The sequence below is a fragment of the Rhodocytophaga rosea genome, from assembly GCF_010119975.1.
In the GTDB taxonomy this organism is placed as follows: domain Bacteria; phylum Bacteroidota; class Bacteroidia; order Cytophagales; family 172606-1; genus Rhodocytophaga; species Rhodocytophaga rosea.
Window position 1 is genome coordinate 6,169,609 of the sequence record NZ_CP048222.1, and the last position, 19,081, is coordinate 6,188,689.

At 40.1% G+C, this 19,081-nt stretch carries 12 protein-coding genes; 9 read left to right on the forward strand and 3 right to left on the reverse strand.

Translation table 11 applies throughout. The annotated features are described in order from the left end of the window. The first annotated feature begins 59 nt into the window (after positions 1-59). From GXP67_RS25560 to GXP67_RS25575, 4 genes are all read left to right on the forward strand, one after another. Entirely contained in the window at positions 60-1,235 is a 1,176-nt protein-coding gene (locus GXP67_RS25560; RefSeq protein WP_162445746.1) for an acetyl-CoA C-acyltransferase, read from the forward strand. A gap of 231 nt (positions 1,236-1,466) precedes the next feature. After that, positions 1,467-2,420, forward strand: coding sequence for a phosphoribosylaminoimidazolesuccinocarboxamide synthase (locus tag GXP67_RS25565; protein ID WP_162445747.1), 954 nt, complete (start codon positions 1,467-1,469; stop codon positions 2,418-2,420). Between the two features lie 36 nt (positions 2,421-2,456). Beyond that, positions 2,457-2,837, forward strand: a complete 381-nt coding sequence (locus GXP67_RS25570; protein WP_162445748.1) for an STAS domain-containing protein — start codon at positions 2,457-2,459, stop codon at positions 2,835-2,837. A 168-nt stretch (positions 2,838-3,005) separates the two neighbouring features. Next, positions 3,006-3,962 (forward strand): ribonuclease Z, encoded by a 957-nt coding sequence (locus tag GXP67_RS25575; protein ID WP_162445749.1) that lies wholly within the window; start codon positions 3,006-3,008, stop codon positions 3,960-3,962. Positions 3,963-4,014: 52 nt separating this feature from the next. Here GXP67_RS25575 and GXP67_RS25580 read toward each other — a convergent pair whose 3' ends face one another. Both GXP67_RS25580 and GXP67_RS25585 read right to left on the reverse strand, forming a co-directional pair. Next, entirely contained in the window at positions 4,015-5,943 is a 1,929-nt protein-coding gene (locus tag GXP67_RS25580; protein ID WP_162445750.1) for a DUF3857 domain-containing transglutaminase family protein, read from the reverse strand. Between the two features lie 63 nt (positions 5,944-6,006). Continuing rightward, positions 6,007-8,049: a transglutaminase family protein gene (locus GXP67_RS25585; protein WP_162445751.1), complete on the reverse strand. Its 2,043-nt coding sequence runs from the start codon at positions 8,047-8,049 to the stop codon at positions 6,007-6,009. A 244-nt stretch (positions 8,050-8,293) separates the two neighbouring features. Here GXP67_RS25585 and GXP67_RS25590 point away from each other — a divergent pair, with 244 nt between their 5' ends. After that, a complete protein-coding gene (locus tag GXP67_RS25590; RefSeq protein WP_162445752.1) occupies positions 8,294-8,986 on the forward strand; it encodes a hypothetical protein in 693 nt (230 codons plus the stop codon). A gap of 194 nt (positions 8,987-9,180) precedes the next feature. On the opposite strand, the gene GXP67_RS25595 is transcribed toward GXP67_RS25590, so the two are convergent. Further along, positions 9,181-9,912, reverse strand: coding sequence for a hypothetical protein (locus GXP67_RS25595; RefSeq protein WP_162445753.1), 732 nt, complete (start codon positions 9,910-9,912; stop codon positions 9,181-9,183). Positions 9,913-10,092: 180 nt separating this feature from the next. Here GXP67_RS25595 and GXP67_RS25600 point away from each other — a divergent pair, with 180 nt between their 5' ends. The 4 genes from GXP67_RS25600 (at position 10,093) to GXP67_RS25615 (ending at position 19,011) form a co-directional block, all read left to right on the forward strand. Continuing rightward, positions 10,093-12,075, forward strand: a complete 1,983-nt coding sequence (locus GXP67_RS25600) for a PAS domain S-box protein (protein ID WP_162445754.1) — start codon at positions 10,093-10,095, stop codon at positions 12,073-12,075. Between the two features lie 307 nt (positions 12,076-12,382). Continuing rightward, on the forward strand, positions 12,383-14,242 hold the full coding sequence (locus tag GXP67_RS25605) for a M61 family metallopeptidase (protein WP_232064590.1): 1,860 nt from the start codon (positions 12,383-12,385) through the stop codon (positions 14,240-14,242). A gap of 75 nt (positions 14,243-14,317) precedes the next feature. Next, entirely contained in the window at positions 14,318-15,205 is an 888-nt protein-coding gene (locus GXP67_RS25610; RefSeq protein ID WP_162445755.1) for an ABC transporter ATP-binding protein, read from the forward strand. 218 nt (positions 15,206-15,423) lie between these two features. Continuing rightward, entirely contained in the window at positions 15,424-19,011 is a 3,588-nt protein-coding gene (locus GXP67_RS25615) for an ABC transporter permease/M1 family aminopeptidase (protein WP_162445756.1), read from the forward strand. Positions 19,012-19,081 lie beyond the last annotated feature (70 nt).

The window sequence follows — 19,081 nt, forward strand, 5'->3', positions numbered from 1 at the left end:
TGTTCTCCTCTTAGCAATCTTTGCCAGATTATGTCTATTTTTCCATTTTATAATCCTATATGAAAGAAGTATATATAGTATCTGCCGTCAGAACGCCTATTGGTAGTTTTGGAGGTATCTTTTCCGGTATTTCAGCTACCCAGCTGGGGACTATCGCTATCAAAGCCGCATTAGCAAAAGTAGGTCTGGCACCCAAAGAAGTACAGGAAGTATTTATGGGAAATGTGGTTTCGGCTAATCTTGGCCAGGCGCCTGCCAGGCAAGCGGCTGTATTTGCCGGACTTCCTCATGAAGTAGTTTGTACAACCGTGAATAAAGTTTGTGCATCCGGTACAAAAGCGATCATGTTTGGCGCACAGAGTATTATGCTTGGCATCAACGATGTAGTAGTTGCCGGTGGGATGGAAAGTATGTCAAACATTCCATATTATATTGAAAAAGCACGTTTTGGCTACAAGTATGGTGACGGAAAACTAATAGATGGTTTGCAAAAGGATGGCTTATGGGAAGTGTACCACAATTATGCGATGGGCAATGCAGCCGACAATACCGCCAAAGAACTCCATATTGCCCGGGAAGCACAGGATGCGTATGCCATAGAATCCTATAAACGGGCTGCCCAGGCAACCACTACTGGCTTGTTTAAAGATGAAATTGTACCGGTAGAAGTGCAGCGGGGTAAAGAAGTAATACAGGTGCTTGAGGATGAAGAGTATAAGAATGTAAATTTTGATAAAATTCCCACCTTAAAACCGGTATTTTCCAAGGAAGGAACGGTAACGGCTGCCAATGCCTCTACCATTAATGATGGGGCTGCTGCGGTATTACTGATGAGCAAAGAAAAAGCACATGCCCTGGGAATTAAACCGCTGGCGAAAATCAGGGGCTTTGCTGATGCCGAACAATCACCTGAATGGTTTACGACGACACCTGCCCTGGCCATTCCGAAAGCGATCAAACAAGCCGGTATTTCAGCAAAAGATGTTGATTTTTATGAGATCAATGAAGCTTTTTCGGTAGTTGCCCTGGCTAATATGGAAAAACTCAACCTGAACCCGGCACAGGTGAATATTAATGGAGGAGCTGTTGCCTTAGGTCATCCACTGGGTTGTTCTGGTGCCCGTATTGTTACTACCCTTGCACATATTTTGCAACACAAAGATGCCCAGTTTGGTGTGGCTGGCATTTGCAATGGTGGAGGTGGGGCTTCTGCTATGGTGCTGGAAAGAGTATAGTTAATCTCCACAATCTACGGTCAACAGGGAATTATGGCAACCTGAATGAGCAGACTATCTGGCAATTAGTATTGGCCCAATTATCCAGATTTTATTTTTAGCTTCTGTTCTTTCTATGGTCTGTTGACCGTAGTCGGTAGATTAATAAAAAATTGTATCCCGGCATTCGTAATTGCCCTTGAAAAGATGTATTTTTACCCTCCAGTAAACAATTCTACCTACCTTTTACGTATGAATGCTTTAAAAGAAACGCACTTTAATTTTAAAAATCAGACCGGATTTTACAGGGGAAAAGTAAGAGATGTTTACTTTTTTAAAGACAAAATGGTGATGGTGGCTTCCGACCGGATTTCAGCTTTCGACGTAATACTGCCGAAACCTATCCCATATAAAGGGCAGGTGTTAAACCAGATTGCAGCAAAATTCCTGCAAGCCACAGCCGATATTGTTCCTAACTGGCTACTCTCGGTTCCTGATCCGAATGTGAGTATTGGTATCAAATGCGAAGCTTTTCCGGTAGAAATGGTGGTCAGAGGCTATCTTTCCGGCCATGCCTGGCGGCAATACAAAATTGGTTTCAGAACCCTGTGTGGAGAAAAATTACCGGATGGTTTGCAGGAAAATGATAAACTGCCGAATCCCATTATAACCCCTACAACCAAAGCCAAAAAAGGGCATGATGAAGACATTGCAAAGCAGGAAATTGTTGCCAGAAACTTAATTTCGGCAAAAGATTACGCCCAGATTGAGCAATATAGCTTGGCTTTGTTTGCCAGAGGCTCAGCTATGGCGCTTGAACAAGGCTTGATTCTGGTAGATACTAAATATGAATTCGGAAAAATCGGCGATCAAATATACCTCATTGATGAAATACATACCCCTGATTCTTCTCGCTATTTTTATGCAGAGGGATACCAGGAAAGGCAGGCAAACAAAGAGTCCCAGAAACAATTGTCAAAAGAATTTGTGCGGGAATGGCTGATTGCCAATGGTTTTCAGGGGAAAGACGGTCAAAAAATTCCGCAGATGACGGATGTCATGATTAAAACCATTTCTGACCGGTATATTGAACTCTACGAAAAAGTGACCGGAGAAACTTTTGACAGAACCGATAACCGAGATATTGAAGACCGGATTGAAGCCAATATTCTGCAAGGCCTGGAAGCGATTCAGATTTTAAATTGATTTTTAACCCACTTACACTTCATACCATCTACTCCTATGAAATACACAATTGATAAACAAGATAAGTATATGCTTATTCAGCTAAACGAAAGTAAGCTGGATTCTACGGTCTCTCCCCAATTAAAATCTGAATTTGTAACCCTGCATGCCGAAGGTCAAAAAAATATTATTCTGGATCTGTCGCAGGTGAAATATATAGATTCTTCAGGCCTGAGCGCTATACTGGTAGCCAACCGCTTATCACAGGATGCCGGTGGTATTTTTGTACTGGCTGGCGTAACTGACCATGTAATGAAGCTGATTAAAATTTCCCAGCTGGACAGCGTACTGGATATTATGCCTACTGTTCAGGAAGCCGTTGACGCTGTTTTTATCAATGAACTGGAAAATGATCTTGGTAAAGAAGGCAACGATTAAAGTTTATTTCTTTATTGAATATTATCATTTTAGCAGCAGAAGAAATCTATTTAACCGAACATGCAAACGATTTCTTCTGCTATTGAATAATAGCTTCAGAATGAGTCTTTGATTTTTTGCCAGCTATCTTAAACCTGCATATACTTCCTATCTGTTAATATTTTTCAGTTGACTTTTGTCCTTAAAATACTAGGTTCTAATTCAGCAGCCCCGGCGTTTAACCGTAATCCTACTTCACAACTGCTTCATGTAGAGCAGAATTATTTTTTGATTGACTGTGGCGAAGGTACCCAGATGCAGCTTAATAAATATAAGGTCAGATTTAACCGGATTGATCATATATTCATCAGTCATTTACATGGCGACCATTACCTGGGCCTGACTGGCTTACTTTCAACGATGCATCTTAACAAGCGTACCGAAGATTTATATCTGTTTGGCCCTCCTGGAATCGGTGAAATTTTAACCTTACAATTTAAGTATTCTGATACAAGGCTGCACTATAAAATCCATTTCCGGGAGCTTACCCAAATCCGGGAGCTTATTTTTGAAAATGAAAACCTTACGGTAGAAACCATACCGCTTAATCATCGCATTCAGTGTACTGGTTTTTTGTTCCGCGAAAAACCTAAAAAGCGGCGGTTAAATAAAGCTGTACTGCCACAAAATTTATCTTTATCCCAGATTGCCAGGCTCAAAAAAGGCGAGGATCTAGTAAATGGACAGGGAGAAATTATCTACAGGAATGAAGAATTAACCCTTCCTCCTAAAAAAAGCCGGAGTTATGCTTATTGTTCAGATACGAGCTATTATGAGCCTATCATTGAGCAGATTACAGGGGTGGATTTGTTATATCACGAATCTACTTTCCTGGAAGTGGAAACACAACGTGCCTCAGAAACTTTTCATTCTACAGCCAGGCAAGCCGCAAAGATTGCACAGCTTGCGAAGGTAAAAAAACTCATACTTGGGCATTATTCTTCCCGGTACAAAGACCTGTCTTTATTTCTGGAAGAAGCCAGAAGTATTTTCCCCAATACTGTTTTGTCAATAGAAGGGGAGGAAACAGAATTAAAGGATATCATTATTGAACATACTTTTCCCATAAGCAAAAAGCCGGTATAATTTACCGGCTTTTGTTAAATTGGATAATAATTGAGGAGGAAGCGCTGGTGTGTCAGCTTTTATTAACAAATACCAGCTGCATTTTATCGGCCTTTGCCACTTTCTTGTAAAACTCCATAAATTCCTGGTACGCTTCTGCCGGATATTTCCCTTTGTGAATCTGCATGCGCCGGATATAAATAATCATACCTTCGCTTACTTGTACAGATGCAGTATACTCCCCGAATTTTGATTTAAAACTCATGTTCTCCGGTTGGTATTCCGGATGATAGCCGGCAGGTAAATGGTAACGGATGGTATCTACATCGGTATACGACATATTCCGGATGATTTCTGTCTTACGCTTTTCTGTAGCAGGCAAAGTAACACTACTGGTTGTAAGCAAATTGGGAGTCAGGAAAATACGGTTCCCACTTTTAGACACGCATTTACGTACAGTTAAGGACAGATTTTCGGTAACAGCCGGAATACGGGTTTTCTGCTGGCTAAATCCAAACTTATTAATTTCAAAGCTAGGCAGGGAAATGTGTTCATATAAATACTTCTTTTGCTCCTCCGGACTCAACTGATGCATCAATGCACTCGGTAAATCCTGTTTTAAGCCTGCATACATTGTATTTAGTTCAGCCGTAGCATCACCCTGAGGATTAATATGAATATCTGCTTTCCGGATTTGCAGATTATCTTTGGCTGTATAGGCAGGTGTTTGAACCAGTTTTCCACCATCAGGAGTGAATAGAAGCGCATGTCTATTGTAGGTAGACCTTCCCAGATAACCAAATGGGGTAGTCTGGCTGGTACATTCAAGCCAGATGGTATCTTTAGCCATCGGTACACACAGAATCACATGGTTAAACTGATTACTTGGGAAATCAGCTCTGAAATCATTATCGTCGTCATCAGCATAGATAGAAGCGACAAATGATGGGATACCGGCTACTTTTAATAAAGCTTTCGTATAATTTGTCAGTGCTTTACAATCGCCATACCCTTTTTCTGCAACAGATTTGGCCTCAAATGTTTGCCAGCCGCCAATACCTAGCTGAATACTCACATAGCGGGTGTTTTTTTGCAGGTATTCGTAAATTTTTCTGGCTTTGGCTACCGGATCTTTTTCATTAGCCACCATTTGAATTACCTGCTGACGAATATTTTCAGGCAATTCATCCCGGTTGGCATTCAAATCATACAGCCATTTTCCTAATGATTTCCAGCTTTCCATATTTCCCTGATAACCATCTATTTCAAAAGAAGAGGGCGCAGTAATTACAGCTGGAATTAAAGAGTGTAAAGCAGGTCCCATCGGTTCGGCTGCAATGACCGGTAAATTTTCGATCTGCCAGGTATAGACTTTATTGGTTCCTTCTGTTTTTACACTCGCTTTAGTTGGTAAATTAATTTCTTTGTACCGGAGCGTTTGCGTATGCGGAATAATAATTGAGAAAACCGATTTTTCGACGGTATAATGCTCATCACTAGCCTGGGGTGTCCAGGAAGGGTAAAACAACATATTTTGCCTTACGGTTTCATATTCAAACTCAACCGTACATGGATACTGGCCACAATTGAAGGAAGCACGTTTTACCCGGTTGTCTTCAAAAAGCGAATTATCAGATACAGCACTAATATCTTGTATATCTGATTTTTTTAGTCTGTCTATTAATTTACCATTGGCATCATATAAAGAACCCTGAAGGTAGTTAAACTTGTTCAGTTTATCATATCCAACATGCACAGCCGCATATTTTTTGCCCTTCTCATTGAGAATGGTAATGGCATACCTGGTTTTGAGGATGCCTTCTCCGGGCGACTTAACGGTGAAAGTTATTTCTTCCATCCGTTGAACTGCATTGGCATTATCTTTTAGAGAAGGTGGAATAGTATAAACCGAGTATTGTATGTCTCCGGTTGTATCACCAGCCTGTAAAAAGCCATGGAAATAAGAAAGCAAAAGAAAAGTAACTATAAATGTTTTTTTCATATCAAGTATTGTAAAACGAAGTGTACCAGGCACTGAATGAGCTACAATGCCTGGCTATTTGAATTATAATTTTTTGAGTACTACCTGCTCGGCATGCTTGGTAATTACCTGGTTGAAAAATTCTTTTAAGTAGGAATATTCTTCGGCATAATAGACTGGCTTTTTCAATGAGATACGGCTGGTTACCTGCACTACATTCCCGTTTACAGCCGTCATAAATGTAAACCTGCCTGATTTCTCCGGAAGTTCTACAATAGCGCCTTTAGGTAATTCTTCCACCTTGTAGCCTGCCGGGATAGTAATAAAGCAGGAGAAAGTTTCATCCATAGGTACAGCAAAATCTACCGGGAATTTCCGGTTTTCGAGCTTAAAGGGATTTTCATCGGTAGCGTGTGTGAGCAGGGGTTTGATATACATCATATTACCAGCCACCTGTACCTGCTCAGAAAGCGTTACTTCGTATTTGGCATTTATTGCTTTGTTTAACTCTTCTACATCTGTAAAATCATGTTTGGATATTTGCCAGCTGGGATATTTCTTTTTAAACTCTTCTATGTATTTATCTTTCCCATCTGAAAGTATAGCTTTACGCATGGATAAACCACTATATCCGCCTTTGGAGATATCTACTGTACCTTTTAGTTCTCCATTGGCATCCAGGTCGAATTTTCCTGTAAAAACTTCCACCATCCGTTCAGGTGTTTGCAACTGCACCCATCCAGGATTCCGGCTGCTTACCATCCATCCCAGCCCATTCAGGCATCGGGTAGGAAGCATCGTATACCCAATAACAGGATCGGTAGCATCCAGCAACAGGTATTTATCGCCAATGGCTACATGGGCAATTACATAATTAAATTTGCTCAATAAAGCATAACTTTCCATGATCCGGCCATGGTCTCTGGTACTCAGAATCACAGGATTAGCTTCAAGCCCGGCTTCTTTTAATATAGCTACCAGTAACAGATTAATATCTGCCGAATTTCCGGTACGGGCTTCATAGGCTTTCTTTGTGGTGGTTTCTGTATACTTGTTTTTAATGCCGTTCCACTTCATGTATTTTCTTACATATTCATAAATCGCAATGGCTTTCTGAGAAGGCTCAGTAATTTTAGCAGAAATGGCAGCCAGTTCATTTTTTACAAATCCGGTTCTGGCAAGCTGGTCACCAAAATATTCACTTTTTAGTAAGGTTTCAGTAAGGGCTTCCCAGGTATTTGTATAGGTTTTAATCATCTGGCCTGGAAACTTTGTGCTTGCCAGTTCAAATTCTATTTTACTTACAAAATCATCAATGGTAGTCATATAGGGCTCTTCCTTCATGGCAGGCACATCTTTGGCCGTCCAGCGGTAAGAACTTGCTTTGGCCTGTACATTTTCCATTCTGGCTGGTGTCCTTTCACCATAAGTTGAATAGTCTGCATCGATCCGGATAGAAAAGCTCATATCTGTCATCTTTTCTTCCGTGTTAATCGGCTCATATCCCTGGGCAAGCTGCTTATAGTTAAAATATTCGGGAATAACTGCCCTGTATTCGCTCCAGATCACCGGAATTGATTCCTGAAACTGCCACTCTCGGAAATTGTACAGAAAATCTGACTTAATGGTATAACTGAACTCTATAACAGAACCTTCCTTCACGTTAGGCATAGAGAATTTTTTCATATACCAGTTGTCAGATAACTTTTCTTCAAACACCGATTCCTTTGTCAGTTTATCCTTTACAATCTCATTGCCATTGAGGTTATAAGTAAATCCTTTCAAATTGGATATTTCTTCTTCGCTGCTGTTGCTTACCCGGTAGAAAGGAATTTTACCATCAGCCCAGTCATAGCCTGATTTTTTCAGAATCTTAATTCTGGTTATCCGTTCAAAATATACCTGGAAACCTTCTTCATTGCTGTATCTGAAATAAGAATTGCCAAAATCACAAAGCACTACTGCGGCTGCTCCGGTATCTTTTGCATAGTGCTTCATTTGCAGGTCTTTTAACTCTACTTTGCCAAACTTCACCGGATCAGGCTGACCTATACTCCAGGTTGAAATAAGCAGAAAACTGATGGTACAAATAAGGCAGAACACTGTTTTTTGAAAATGTTTACACATAAAATTTGGATTAATTACTGAAAGATAAATAGTCAGACTGGGATGGATTATGTAAAATGAATGGATATGGTACGTTACGATGCCTGAGTTTTTAAAAATAATATCTCCTTGTTGCTGAACCCTACTCAGCCTGATTGCACCATACATATGTATTTTTTAAGAACAATTATGCTTTTTTTTATAAATGACATACTCTATATTTATTATACAGCTCTGTAAAATTTCTATTATTAAATACACCTCTATGGAAAATGGTATACTCCGACGTAATTATTTATTTTCTGATCCCTATCTGCACCAGTTATGCAATGAAAAAATTGTAATTGCCGGCAGAGACTTTCACAAACTGTTTTTTCAAAATGCCGCACCTGTATCCCTTACGGCATTGAGCGCCCGCAACATAGCTTTTAAAGATCTCCCTTCAGAATACGAGCTCACCTGTAAACTCGAGGAAGCCAGCGAAACAAAGTCATATCTGGCGGCTCAGTTACGAACAGGCATACGTAATATTTTACATCGATTGAGCTTTCAACCGGATGCAGTACCAGCTTCTGTACAAAAACTGGAAAAACCTTGCCTCGAACAACTGACGGATATAGACCTGCTGTCTTATGGAAAATCATTGGTGCAAACCCTGTCTCCCAGTTTATCTGACATAAGAGATACCGGTTTGACACCAGCCATGATGAGTACGCTGTTACAGATTTGTTATGAATTTGATCTGGCGATAGACAAATTGCGGAAAACTGTATGCGATTGTGATTTAATTAACGCCCAACGTATAAAAATAGGAAACCAGATTTACGAAGAACTCCTGAGTTTATGTAACAAAGGCAAACAAACCTGGGCTGGAATTAATGAAGCCAAGTACAATGATTATGTGATCCTGGGAAGTCCTCATAATAGCCAGGAAAGCGTAAAACCTTCTCAGCAGTGATTGAAAATGTTAGGTGGTGATTATTTGCTAAAATAATAAATATCTGTTATTTAAAAAAAATTTCTGGAAATAATTTAAAAAGCGAAAAGAACGTATACTACCTCAAAACCTGCAAATCATTTTATTGATTCAGTTTTTTTTATATCATATTGAGCGCTACTACGTTTCAGTTGCTAGCCTAACTTCTAGGTAATTCAATAGGTCTGGTTGATTTGTAATTCTATTTCTGCCGGACTCAGGTAATACTTGCTGCCTAGAGAAGTTTCTTCATAGGGCATCACTTGTCTGGCATAATGTGCATAAGACAATAATTGCCATCCCAATCCATGTGCTATCGTCCGGCGGTCTGTGTTTTTTTCGAAATCGGCTCTGAAATCCGGAAAAATATAATTTAATCCAATCAGGATCATCTGCCACACACTTTTATCCAGGTAATAAGATGTATGCGCCAGTTCGTGTCCGATAATTCCTACTTGTGCTTCAAACGGCAGATTCTTTACCAGGATTGGCTCCATCGCTTCTATACTTTTTGTGCTGATAATAACATTGTACTGCCAGTTTTGTTTTGAGTACAGCATCCGGAAAGGTTCTGGCCTCGAAGCTAAAGGAAGGAATGCCTCTTCCTGGTAATAATGAATAGGAATTTCTTTTAACTCCGGATAATGCGATAGTGCTAGCAAAATCTGAAGTTCATAGGCTTTGATAAGTTGCTTATTTTTTCCATAAAGTTCCCGCAAACTATCTATACACGGTTCCCAGTCGGCTTGTATATATTTTGCAACTGGCATTTGATACTTTTGCAACACAAGGCTTTCTGCTTCGATGAGGCTTTTTCCAGCCACATATATCCCGGCAAAAAACAGAGTCAATATAGCGCCTGCCATCAATAGTTTACTTGCTTTTCTGAAGAGATAAACCGGATACATAGGTAGTTTTATCTGAATATTATATTTATATGCATTGATCAATGACTAAACAAATTCAGGCCATATTTTCGTACATAACGTTTAAAACTGCTAAGGTCTACTAATAATATCAAACAAATAAATCCGGTATCGTATATACAAAGCCATTCTGTTGATAAACAAACTGTTAACCTATAAACAATGCCTGCCAGATCTTCCAAAAAACCACTTCGGGATAAAGAACTTCTTTTTGATGTGATTACCGGCAACTTAATGGATGCGATCGTTTTACTGGATGCGGATGGCAGGAAAATATATGCAAGTGCAGCCATAGGTGAAATATTTGGGTATGCGCCTGACGAATTGGAAGACTGGGTATTCTTAGAACAGATCCATCCTGATGATATGCCTTCCTTACAGGAGGGTTTTAGAATGTTATTACATCAACACACTGGCGAGTCAATATTTCTGTACCGGCAGAAAAACAAACAGGGACAGTATATCTGGCTGGAAATGAAGCTCAAAAAAGTATCTCAGCATCTGATACCTTCAGCCCAATTCATAGCCGTTATACGAAATGTAAGCCAGCGGATCATAACCGAGCAAAGGGATATGATGCAGAAAAATCTGCTGGAGACTGCATTTCATCATCTTCCTTTCAGTATTGTTATCGTAGATAAGGATAATACGCTTGTATTGGTAAACCAGTATACACTGAACTTATTGGAATTGCCAGCAGAAAGAAGTAAACCTAAAACATTATACGCTTTACTTCCGGAAGATGCGGAGAGATTTGCCAGAGACAATGTTCAGGTATGGCAAACAGGGAAAGAAACAATCAAAGAAGATATTTTTCAGACAAAAGATAAAGTATATATTGTACTGATTGGCAGAAAATTGATCCAGCCTTTGCCAAATGGGGAGAAGTTTCTGCTGCTTCATGCCATAGATATTACAGAACGCAAAATAGCTGAAAAGGAAACAGAAATAAACCGCAACTTTATCCGCAGTATTGCTTTTGCCATACCAGATATTTTGTATGTGTATGACCTGGAAGAAAAAAAATATCCCTTTATCAATAATGGTTTTGAAAAAACACTGGGATATAGCACAGAGCAACTGGAAGAAATGAGCAGCAACTTAATTCAGACTCTGATCCATCCCGAAGATGCACCATTTCTAACAGATATGTTTACAGAAATTGCCAGGGGCGGAAAAGATTTCTTTGAATATAGATACCGTTTAAAAGATGTTTCAGGGAATTACCGCTGGTTTCATAGCCGTAAAATGGCTTTTAAAAAGAACAATGCTGGTCATTTAACCCAGATTTTAGGAGTAGCCCAAGATATAGATCTGCATCATCAAGCGGAGAAAGGCCGGCAAATCTCGTTGCAAGAATTACGCGTGCTATATGTGGAAGATGTGCTTTCTAACCAGATTCTGGTGGAGGAAATTTGTAAGCAGTGGGAGGTAAATCTACAGATTGCCGCTAACGGAAATGAAGCAATAGATAAACTCCAGCGACATACCTATGATTTAGTACTGATGGATATTCAAATGCCCGGAATGGACGGCTATGAAATCACCCAGGCGATACGCAGTCTTGCGATGGAACGAGCCCAGCGTATTCCGATTGTGGCACTTACGGCTGATATTTCTGAAAAAAACAGGTCTGATATTGCAATGGCTGGAATGAATGATTATCTCGCCAAACCTATCCAACCTGATGCCTTATTTAGTATTCTAAAGAAATATGCCTCTGGATCTGTAGCTATTATAAGTCAGGGATCTCACCAAATGGCCGGTAATTTGCCAGAATACGCAGATGAAGTTTCCATTCCTTCGGTTAATTTTGGCTTATTCGACCAGTTATTCTTAAAAACGCCGGGTGAATATGTGAATTTTTTACAAACCTATATGAATGAGTTAGATACCTATGAGCAGGATTTCAGGAAGGCTGTTTTGGAAAATGATTATACACTTTTTCGCAACACCCGGCATAAGATTAACTCTGCTATCCATCATTTAAAAGCAGAAGCATTAAAGACTGTCTTACTGAAGATGGAAAACCATCTGGAAGGAACTGCTCCTTCTGCTCCGCCAGATATTCTGATCACAGAATTACAAACTGAATCTGATAAAATGAATGAGGCAATTCTGGAAAAAATAAAAAGCCTGAAATGAGCTATAGCTTCTGGTAAATCTATCTGGTGCAAAAGAATATCACTAAAAGTCATTCAGTTGTTATTCGCTGCAAAATGATTGTTCATTCATCACGTTTATTTTCCGTTTGCATAATTCATAGGAAAAATTTACCTCATAATTGGTAACTTTCCGGTTATGGAACTACTTTTGATTTAAATCTGTCAAAAGAATTTCACTTAAAAGCTGTCTGTCTGCATACCTGTTTTATTCTGCACCCATAAGTAGAGGAAAAAGATAATCAGCAGATTCAGACGGACTTGTAAACTTTAATAATTAATTCCTATTCATGAAAAAATTAGCAATGTGTGTATGGGCGTGTGTGTTCGCCTTTTCAGTAGCAATGGCCGATAATGGAAAGCCAGTAAAAAATCTTTACCAGTTTTCTGTTGATTTAACCAGGGTAAAAAATGATAAAATTACCGTTGAACTGGTGGCACCGGAAATGAATAAAAAAGAAGTAGTGTATTATATGCCTAAGATCGTACCTGGTACCTATGCCAATTATAATTTCGGGCGTTTTGTAAGTGATTTTACGGCCAGAGATAAAAAAGGCAAAGTACTGCCGGTAGAGAAATTAGATGAAAACAGCTGGAAAATCAAAGATGCCAACAAACTCAGCCGGATTAGCTATACGGTAGAAGATACCTGGGATACAGACCAGGAAAAAGATTTTGTGTTTGAACCAGGCGGAACCAATATCGAAGAGAATACTAATTTTGTAATCAATACCCACGGTTTTTTTGGCTATTTCGATGACCTGAAACGGGCTAATTATCAGGTAAGTATTACCAAACCTCAGGGATTTTATGGCTCTACTTCGCTCACTACCACCAAAACTAGCAAAGATCAGGATACTTATGTGATTAACTCCTATAATGACCTGGTGGATGCACCCATGATGTACAACAAACCAGACACTACCATCCTGAAAGTAGGCGGTGCGGACATTCTGGTTTCTGTGTATTCTCCCAACAAAATGGCTTCCTCTAAGGAAATCGCTACTAATATCAACGAAGTACTAGAAGCACAGAAAGAATATTTAGGCGGTGAATTACCTATTAAAAAATATGCCTTTCTTATCTATCTGTTCGACAAGCCTACTAAATCTGGTTCTATGGGTGCCCTGGAACACTCCTATTCATCCATGTATACCTTGCCAGAAGCAAGTTCCGACAGGCTGGCACAGACCGTACGGGATGTAGCTGCTCATGAGTTTTTCCATATTGTAACCCCGCTAAGTATACATTCTGAGGAAATACATAATTTCGATTTTAATACACCTCAAATGTCCAAGCATTTGTGGCTGTATGAAGGCGTAACTGAGTATTTTGCCGGACACATGCAGGTGAAACATGGGTTAATCGATCTGGCTCAGTATGCAGATATGATTGTAGATAAATTATTCCAGGCAGAACAGTTTAATGATACCTTGCCATTTACGGTGATGAGTAAAAATGCCCTGGAACTGCACAAAGACCAGTATCAGAATGTATACGCCAAAGGAGCCTTAATTGGAGTGTGCCTTGATATTAAATTGCGGGAATTGTCTGGTGGCAAATATGGCATGCAGAACCTGATGAAAGACCTGGCCAAAACCTATGGAAAAGAAAAGGCTTTCAAAGACGAAGAACTTTTCGACCAGATTGCCAAACTGACCTATCCTGAAATCCGCACGTTCTTCTCACGCTATGTGGAAGGAAATGAATCCTTGCCTCTGGAAGAAATGCTGGGCAAAGTAGGTATTTCTTATAAAGCCAGTGAGAAAGTAAAAGGTGTTACGCTGGGCAATATTGGCATTAACTTTAATCCTGAATCTTCCCGCCTAGTAGTTTCAAGTGTAGCCCAGATGAATGACTTCGGTAAAACCATAGGTTTCCAGGAAGGCGATGAATTTATATCTTTTAATGGCACCAAACTCACGACTGAAAATATTCAGGAAATTATCACCCAGTACATTACAACAGCTAAAGAAGGGGATAACCTGGAAATTGTGGTAGCCCGGAAAGATGAAAAAGGAAAAGAAGTTGAAAAGAAGCTGGCTGCAAAAGTAGTGGAAACAGAAAAAGAGCAGCGGCATGTGTTACAACCTTTAGAAACTCCTACGCCAGAACAAGCTGCCTTACAGCAGGCCTGGCTGAAACCATAAATTAGTTAAATCAAGCAAGGATTAGTCTTCAACAGGCTAATCCTTGTTTTTTATCACCCTTAACTAATTCTTTACATGCAACTGGTAATAAATAATCTGTCCAAAACCTATCCCAACGGCGTTCATGCCCTGAAGGAAGTGAATCTTACTATCCCCAACGGCATGTTTGGGCTTTTAGGACCGAATGGAGCCGGAAAATCATCGCTGATGCGTACACTGGCTACCTTGCAGGAGGCAGATAGCGGCAGTGTGTTTCTGGATGAGATGAATGTGCTGGAAGATAAGGAAGGCGTACGGAAGATTCTGGGGTATTTGCCGCAGGAATTTGGCTTATATCCGAAAGTAAGTGCAGAAACATTGCTCACGCATATTGCTTATCTGAAAGGAATTACCAGCCATCGGGAAAGAGAGGAAACTGTAAAAGCCTTGCTGCACAAAGTAAACCTGTATGATGTCCGGAAAAAGAACCTGGGTACCTTCTCGGGTGGCATGAAACAGCGTTTTGGCATCGCACAAGCGCTCATTGGCAATCCTAAACTTATCATTGTAGACGAACCAACCGCCGGCCTTGACCCAACAGAACGAAACCGTTTTCATAACCTGCTCAGTGAAATTGGAGAAAATACAATTGTGATCCTTTCCACCCACATTGTAGAAGATGTAAGCCATCTGTGCAATAACATGGCCATTATCTGTAAAGGGGAGGTACTCATTACCGGTCATCCGACTCAGATTATAGATGCCATGCAGGGGAAAATATGGAAAAAAACAGTAGAAAAAGAAGAATTGCAGCACTATATACAGGAACAGAAAGTAATTTCAACTACGCTTTTTGCCGGTAAATCAGTTATACATGTATATCTAGATGAACAGCCAGATGCCAGCTTTATACCAGTAGAAGCAGATCTGGAGGATGTATATTTTACAGTTATTTCTGATAAAACCAGCGTTATTACTTTATAGCCAATGGCGGTTTATTATAACTGTAACTATCTGATAGAGAGTTTTGTTTTATGCTATGGTTACTATAATATTTGCAGATTAAACTTACTAAACTGTATTTCATATTGAAACATTTTGACCCTACTCACTTCCTTATTGTAAAGCGGTTCATCTTTCAAATGGCAGTTCAGCGAAGCCGATCTACAAATCTTCCGGTATTCTAATCTGTTATCACAATCATGTTCAGGGAGATTTTTCTATTTGAATTGAAATACCGGCTCAAAAGACCGGCTACCTATATTTACTTTCTCATTTTTTTTCTGCTTCCATTTGTTGCCCTGATCAGCGACTTTGTACAGATTGGTGGTGCTTCCGGTAAAATACTTAAGAATACGCCTTATAATATCAATAATATTGTTATCATCCTGAGCATATTCGGAACAATTGTTTCTTCTGCCGTGATGAGTGTGCCGGTGTACCGCGATATTGAACACCAGATGCATACCTTTTATTATACCTTACCTATTCATAAAACTACCTACCTGGCCGGGCGGTTTGCCGGTTCGTTTGTGGTATTGCTATGTATCTTTTTCAGCGTCATTCTGGGCATTTTTATAGGCAGCATCTGGCCCACTCAAGACCCTGAAGAAATAGCTCCCTTCCAGTTCAGAGCCTACTGGCAACCATTCATGCTGTTTATGTTACCAAATCTGCTTTTTACCGGAGCAATATTTTTTTCCCTGGTAGCGCTCACCCGCACCATGATGGCTTCCTACCTGGGCAGTGTTATTTTCTTGGTGGCATATATCCTTACCCTGGATTCACTCACTGAACTGGAAAACCAACGGCTAGGTAGTTTATTAGATCCTTTCGGGTATGCCGCCAGTAATTATTTTACCAGATACTGGACTATTTTTGAAAAGAACAGTGCCTTTATTCCTTTTGACCCGTTAATTCTACTCAACCGTTTGATCTGGATTGGGGTGAGCCTTCTTTTATTAGGATTTACTTTTTACCGGTTTAACTTTAATCTGCTCACTGGCGCTGCTGCTAAAAAATCTTCCCGAAAAGCAATGGCTGCCGAAAAAATAGAAAGCACCATACATTCTTATGAATTGCCCAGAGTCCAACGGATTTTCTCTTTTGGCTCCAATTTCCGGAAAATGCTTTCCCTTACCAGGCTGGAAATTAAGAATATCACCCGAGATATATATTTTATTGCCATTCTGGGAGCAGGGGTTATTTTTCTGGCGGTGGATGCCTGGTATAGCAACCAGTTGTATGGTACCTCTACCTATCCGGTAACATACATTGTCGTTGCCATTAAAGATTTCGATTTTGTGCTGTTTGCCATTGTAATTACGGTGTTTTATGCCGGAGAGCTGGTTTGGCGGGAACGGAGCCTGGGCTTTGCTTCTTTTGCAGATGCCTTTCCGGTACCCAACTGGCTTTCCTATACTTCTAAGCTAATCGCACTATACGCCATTTGCTTCATTCTGTGCCTTACCGTGATGCTGGTGGGCGTGTTGACCCAAACCCTGAAAGGCTATTTCCACTACGAACTGGATGTATATTTCAAAGAGCTATTTCTGATCACTTTCCCTTCTTATTTGCTACTGGCTACATTCAGCTTTTTTATACAGGTGCTGGTAAATAATAAGTTTGCCGGACATTTAATTGTAGTGCTTGCCTTCATTTTTAATACCATTGTACTCACGCAACTGGGATACAGCCACCACTTATACCGCTATGCCACCCGGCCAGGGTATACCTATTCGGATATGAACGGCTATGGACATTTTGTACAACCCTTGTTCTGGTTTACGTTATACTGGGCTTTTTTTGCAGCCATGCTCGCTGTAACAGGAAACATGCTCTGGAAACGGGGAGTAGATTTATACCCGAAATTCACCAAACAGGTAAAATCAACACTGGTTATTCTATTTATTGGGTTTGCAGCAACAGGCATGTATATTTATTACAATACCAATCTGCTCAATAATTACTATAATCGCGATGCATTAAATGAGTTGCAGGGGGAATACGAAAAACTATACAAGAAATATGATCACTTGCCTCAGCCCAGAATTACCGATGTAAAAATAGCCACAGATATTTACCCCGAAGAAAGAAAGGCTGTTATCAGAGGAGAGTATGTATTGTACAACAAAACGATTCATTTTATTGATTCCCTTCATATAAACCTGGGCATTGAAGCTGGCGTCAAGTCGAAAATTAATATTAAATCCATACTCATCAATCAGCGGCCTGGGCGTATTGTTCTGGATGATAAAAAGCTGGGCTATTATATTTATAAATTAACCCGGCCTTTACAACCAGAAGATTCGCTTACATTCAGTTTCGACATGGAAATTGTGAGCAAAGGTTTCCGGGACGATGATGAAAACAATAGTCTGGTAGCTAATGGTACTTTTTTTAATAGCAATTTGCTTCCCAGTATTGGCTATGACCAGCAGGCTGAACTCACCGATAATAAAGAGCGCAAGAAACTGAAATTGCCAGATAAAGAACGGATGGCAGATGTGAATGATAGCACAGCCAGACTTGACAATTACATTTCCAGGGATTCCGACTGGATAACTTTTGAGGCTACCGTAAGCACTTCTCCCGATCAGATTGCCATTGCTCCAGGGTATTTACAAAAAGAATGGCAAGCCAATGGCAGGCGGTACTTTCATTATAAAATGGATTCAAAAATTCTCAATTTTTATTCCTTTCTTTCCGCCGCTTACCAGGTTCGCAAAGACAAGTGGAACGAGGTAAACATTGAGATATATTACCAGAAAGGGCATGAATACAACCTGGACCGGATGGTAAAAGCGGTTAAGAATTCCCTGGATTATTTTACGAAAAACTTTAGCCCCTATCAGCACCGGCAGGTACGTATTATTGAATTTCCCAGATATGCCTCCTTTGCCCAGGCTTTTCCCAATACCATTCCGTACTCCGAATCCATTGGGTTTATTGCCAAAGTAGATACTGAAAACGAGAAAGATATTGACTATCCATTTTATGTAACGGCCCATGAAGTAGCGCATCAATGGTGGGCACATCAGGTGATAGGGGGAAATGTGCAGGGATCTACGGTGATGTCTGAAACGATGTCGCAATACTCGGCACTCATGGTGATGGAAAAAGAGTATGGCCGCAACCAGATGAAACGTTTCCTCAAATACGAACTAGACCGGTATTTACAAGGCCGTAGCAGCGAATCAGATAAAGAATTGCCACTATACCGGGTCGAAAATCAAGGCTATATTCATTACAACAAAGGCAGCCTGGTGATGTATGCGCTCAGAGATTATATCGGAGAAACTGTACTTAATCAGGCACTGGCTGCGTACATTAAAAAAACAGCCTTTCAGCAGCCTCCTTATACCAATTCCCTGGAATTTTTATCCTATATCCAGAAAGCCACTCCGGATTCTCTCCAGTATTTAATGAAAGACTTATTTAAGGAAATCACTTTGTATGAAAACCGGATCACCAATGCCTCTTATACTTCAGCAGGAAATGGACAATTCAAAGTAAAGCTGCAATTGAATGCCAAAAAATTTATCGCCGATAGCCTGGGTTATGAGAAGGAACAACCCTTGCAAGACTGGATAGAGATTGGCGTATTTGCACCAGAAACTGGTAAACAGCCTGTTAAACCTCTATATATGGGTAAACACCTGGTAAAAGCCGGAGATAATACCATTGAAATTCTGGTAAAACAGAAACCTGAAAAAGCAGGCATCGACCCTTACTTCAAACTGGTTGACCGCAATCCGGAAGATAATATCATGCGTATCAGTGGAGATTAATATCTGTGATATAAGCAATTGAGCATATTCTATTAATTGCTCATGTATTGATTTTCCTGGTTGATCTTAC

Bases quoted from the DNA above. Each gene is read 5' to 3' on its own strand.
- GXP67_RS25560 (WP_162445746.1), top strand. From the start codon at position 60: ATGAAAGAAGTATATATAGTATCTGCCGTCAGAACGCCTATTGGTAGT.
- GXP67_RS25565 (WP_162445747.1), top strand. From the start codon at position 1,467: ATGAATGCTTTAAAAGAAACGCACTTTAATTTTAAAAATCAGACCGGA.
- GXP67_RS25570 (WP_162445748.1), top strand. From the start codon at position 2,457: ATGAAATACACAATTGATAAACAAGATAAGTATATGCTTATTCAGCTA.
- GXP67_RS25580 (WP_162445750.1), bottom strand. From the start codon at position 5,943: ATGAAAAAAACATTTATAGTTACTTTTCTTTTGCTTTCTTATTTCCAT.
- GXP67_RS25585 (WP_162445751.1), bottom strand. From the start codon at position 8,049: ATGTGTAAACATTTTCAAAAAACAGTGTTCTGCCTTATTTGTACCATC.
- GXP67_RS25590 (WP_162445752.1), top strand. From the start codon at position 8,294: ATGGAAAATGGTATACTCCGACGTAATTATTTATTTTCTGATCCCTAT.
- GXP67_RS25595 (WP_162445753.1), bottom strand. From the start codon at position 9,912: ATGTATCCGGTTTATCTCTTCAGAAAAGCAAGTAAACTATTGATGGCA.
- GXP67_RS25600 (WP_162445754.1), top strand. From the start codon at position 10,093: ATGCCTGCCAGATCTTCCAAAAAACCACTTCGGGATAAAGAACTTCTT.
- GXP67_RS25605 (WP_232064590.1), top strand. From the start codon at position 12,383: ATGAAAAAATTAGCAATGTGTGTATGGGCGTGTGTGTTCGCCTTTTCA.
- GXP67_RS25610 (WP_162445755.1), top strand. From the start codon at position 14,318: ATGCAACTGGTAATAAATAATCTGTCCAAAACCTATCCCAACGGCGTT.
- GXP67_RS25615 (WP_162445756.1), top strand. From the start codon at position 15,424: ATGTTCAGGGAGATTTTTCTATTTGAATTGAAATACCGGCTCAAAAGA.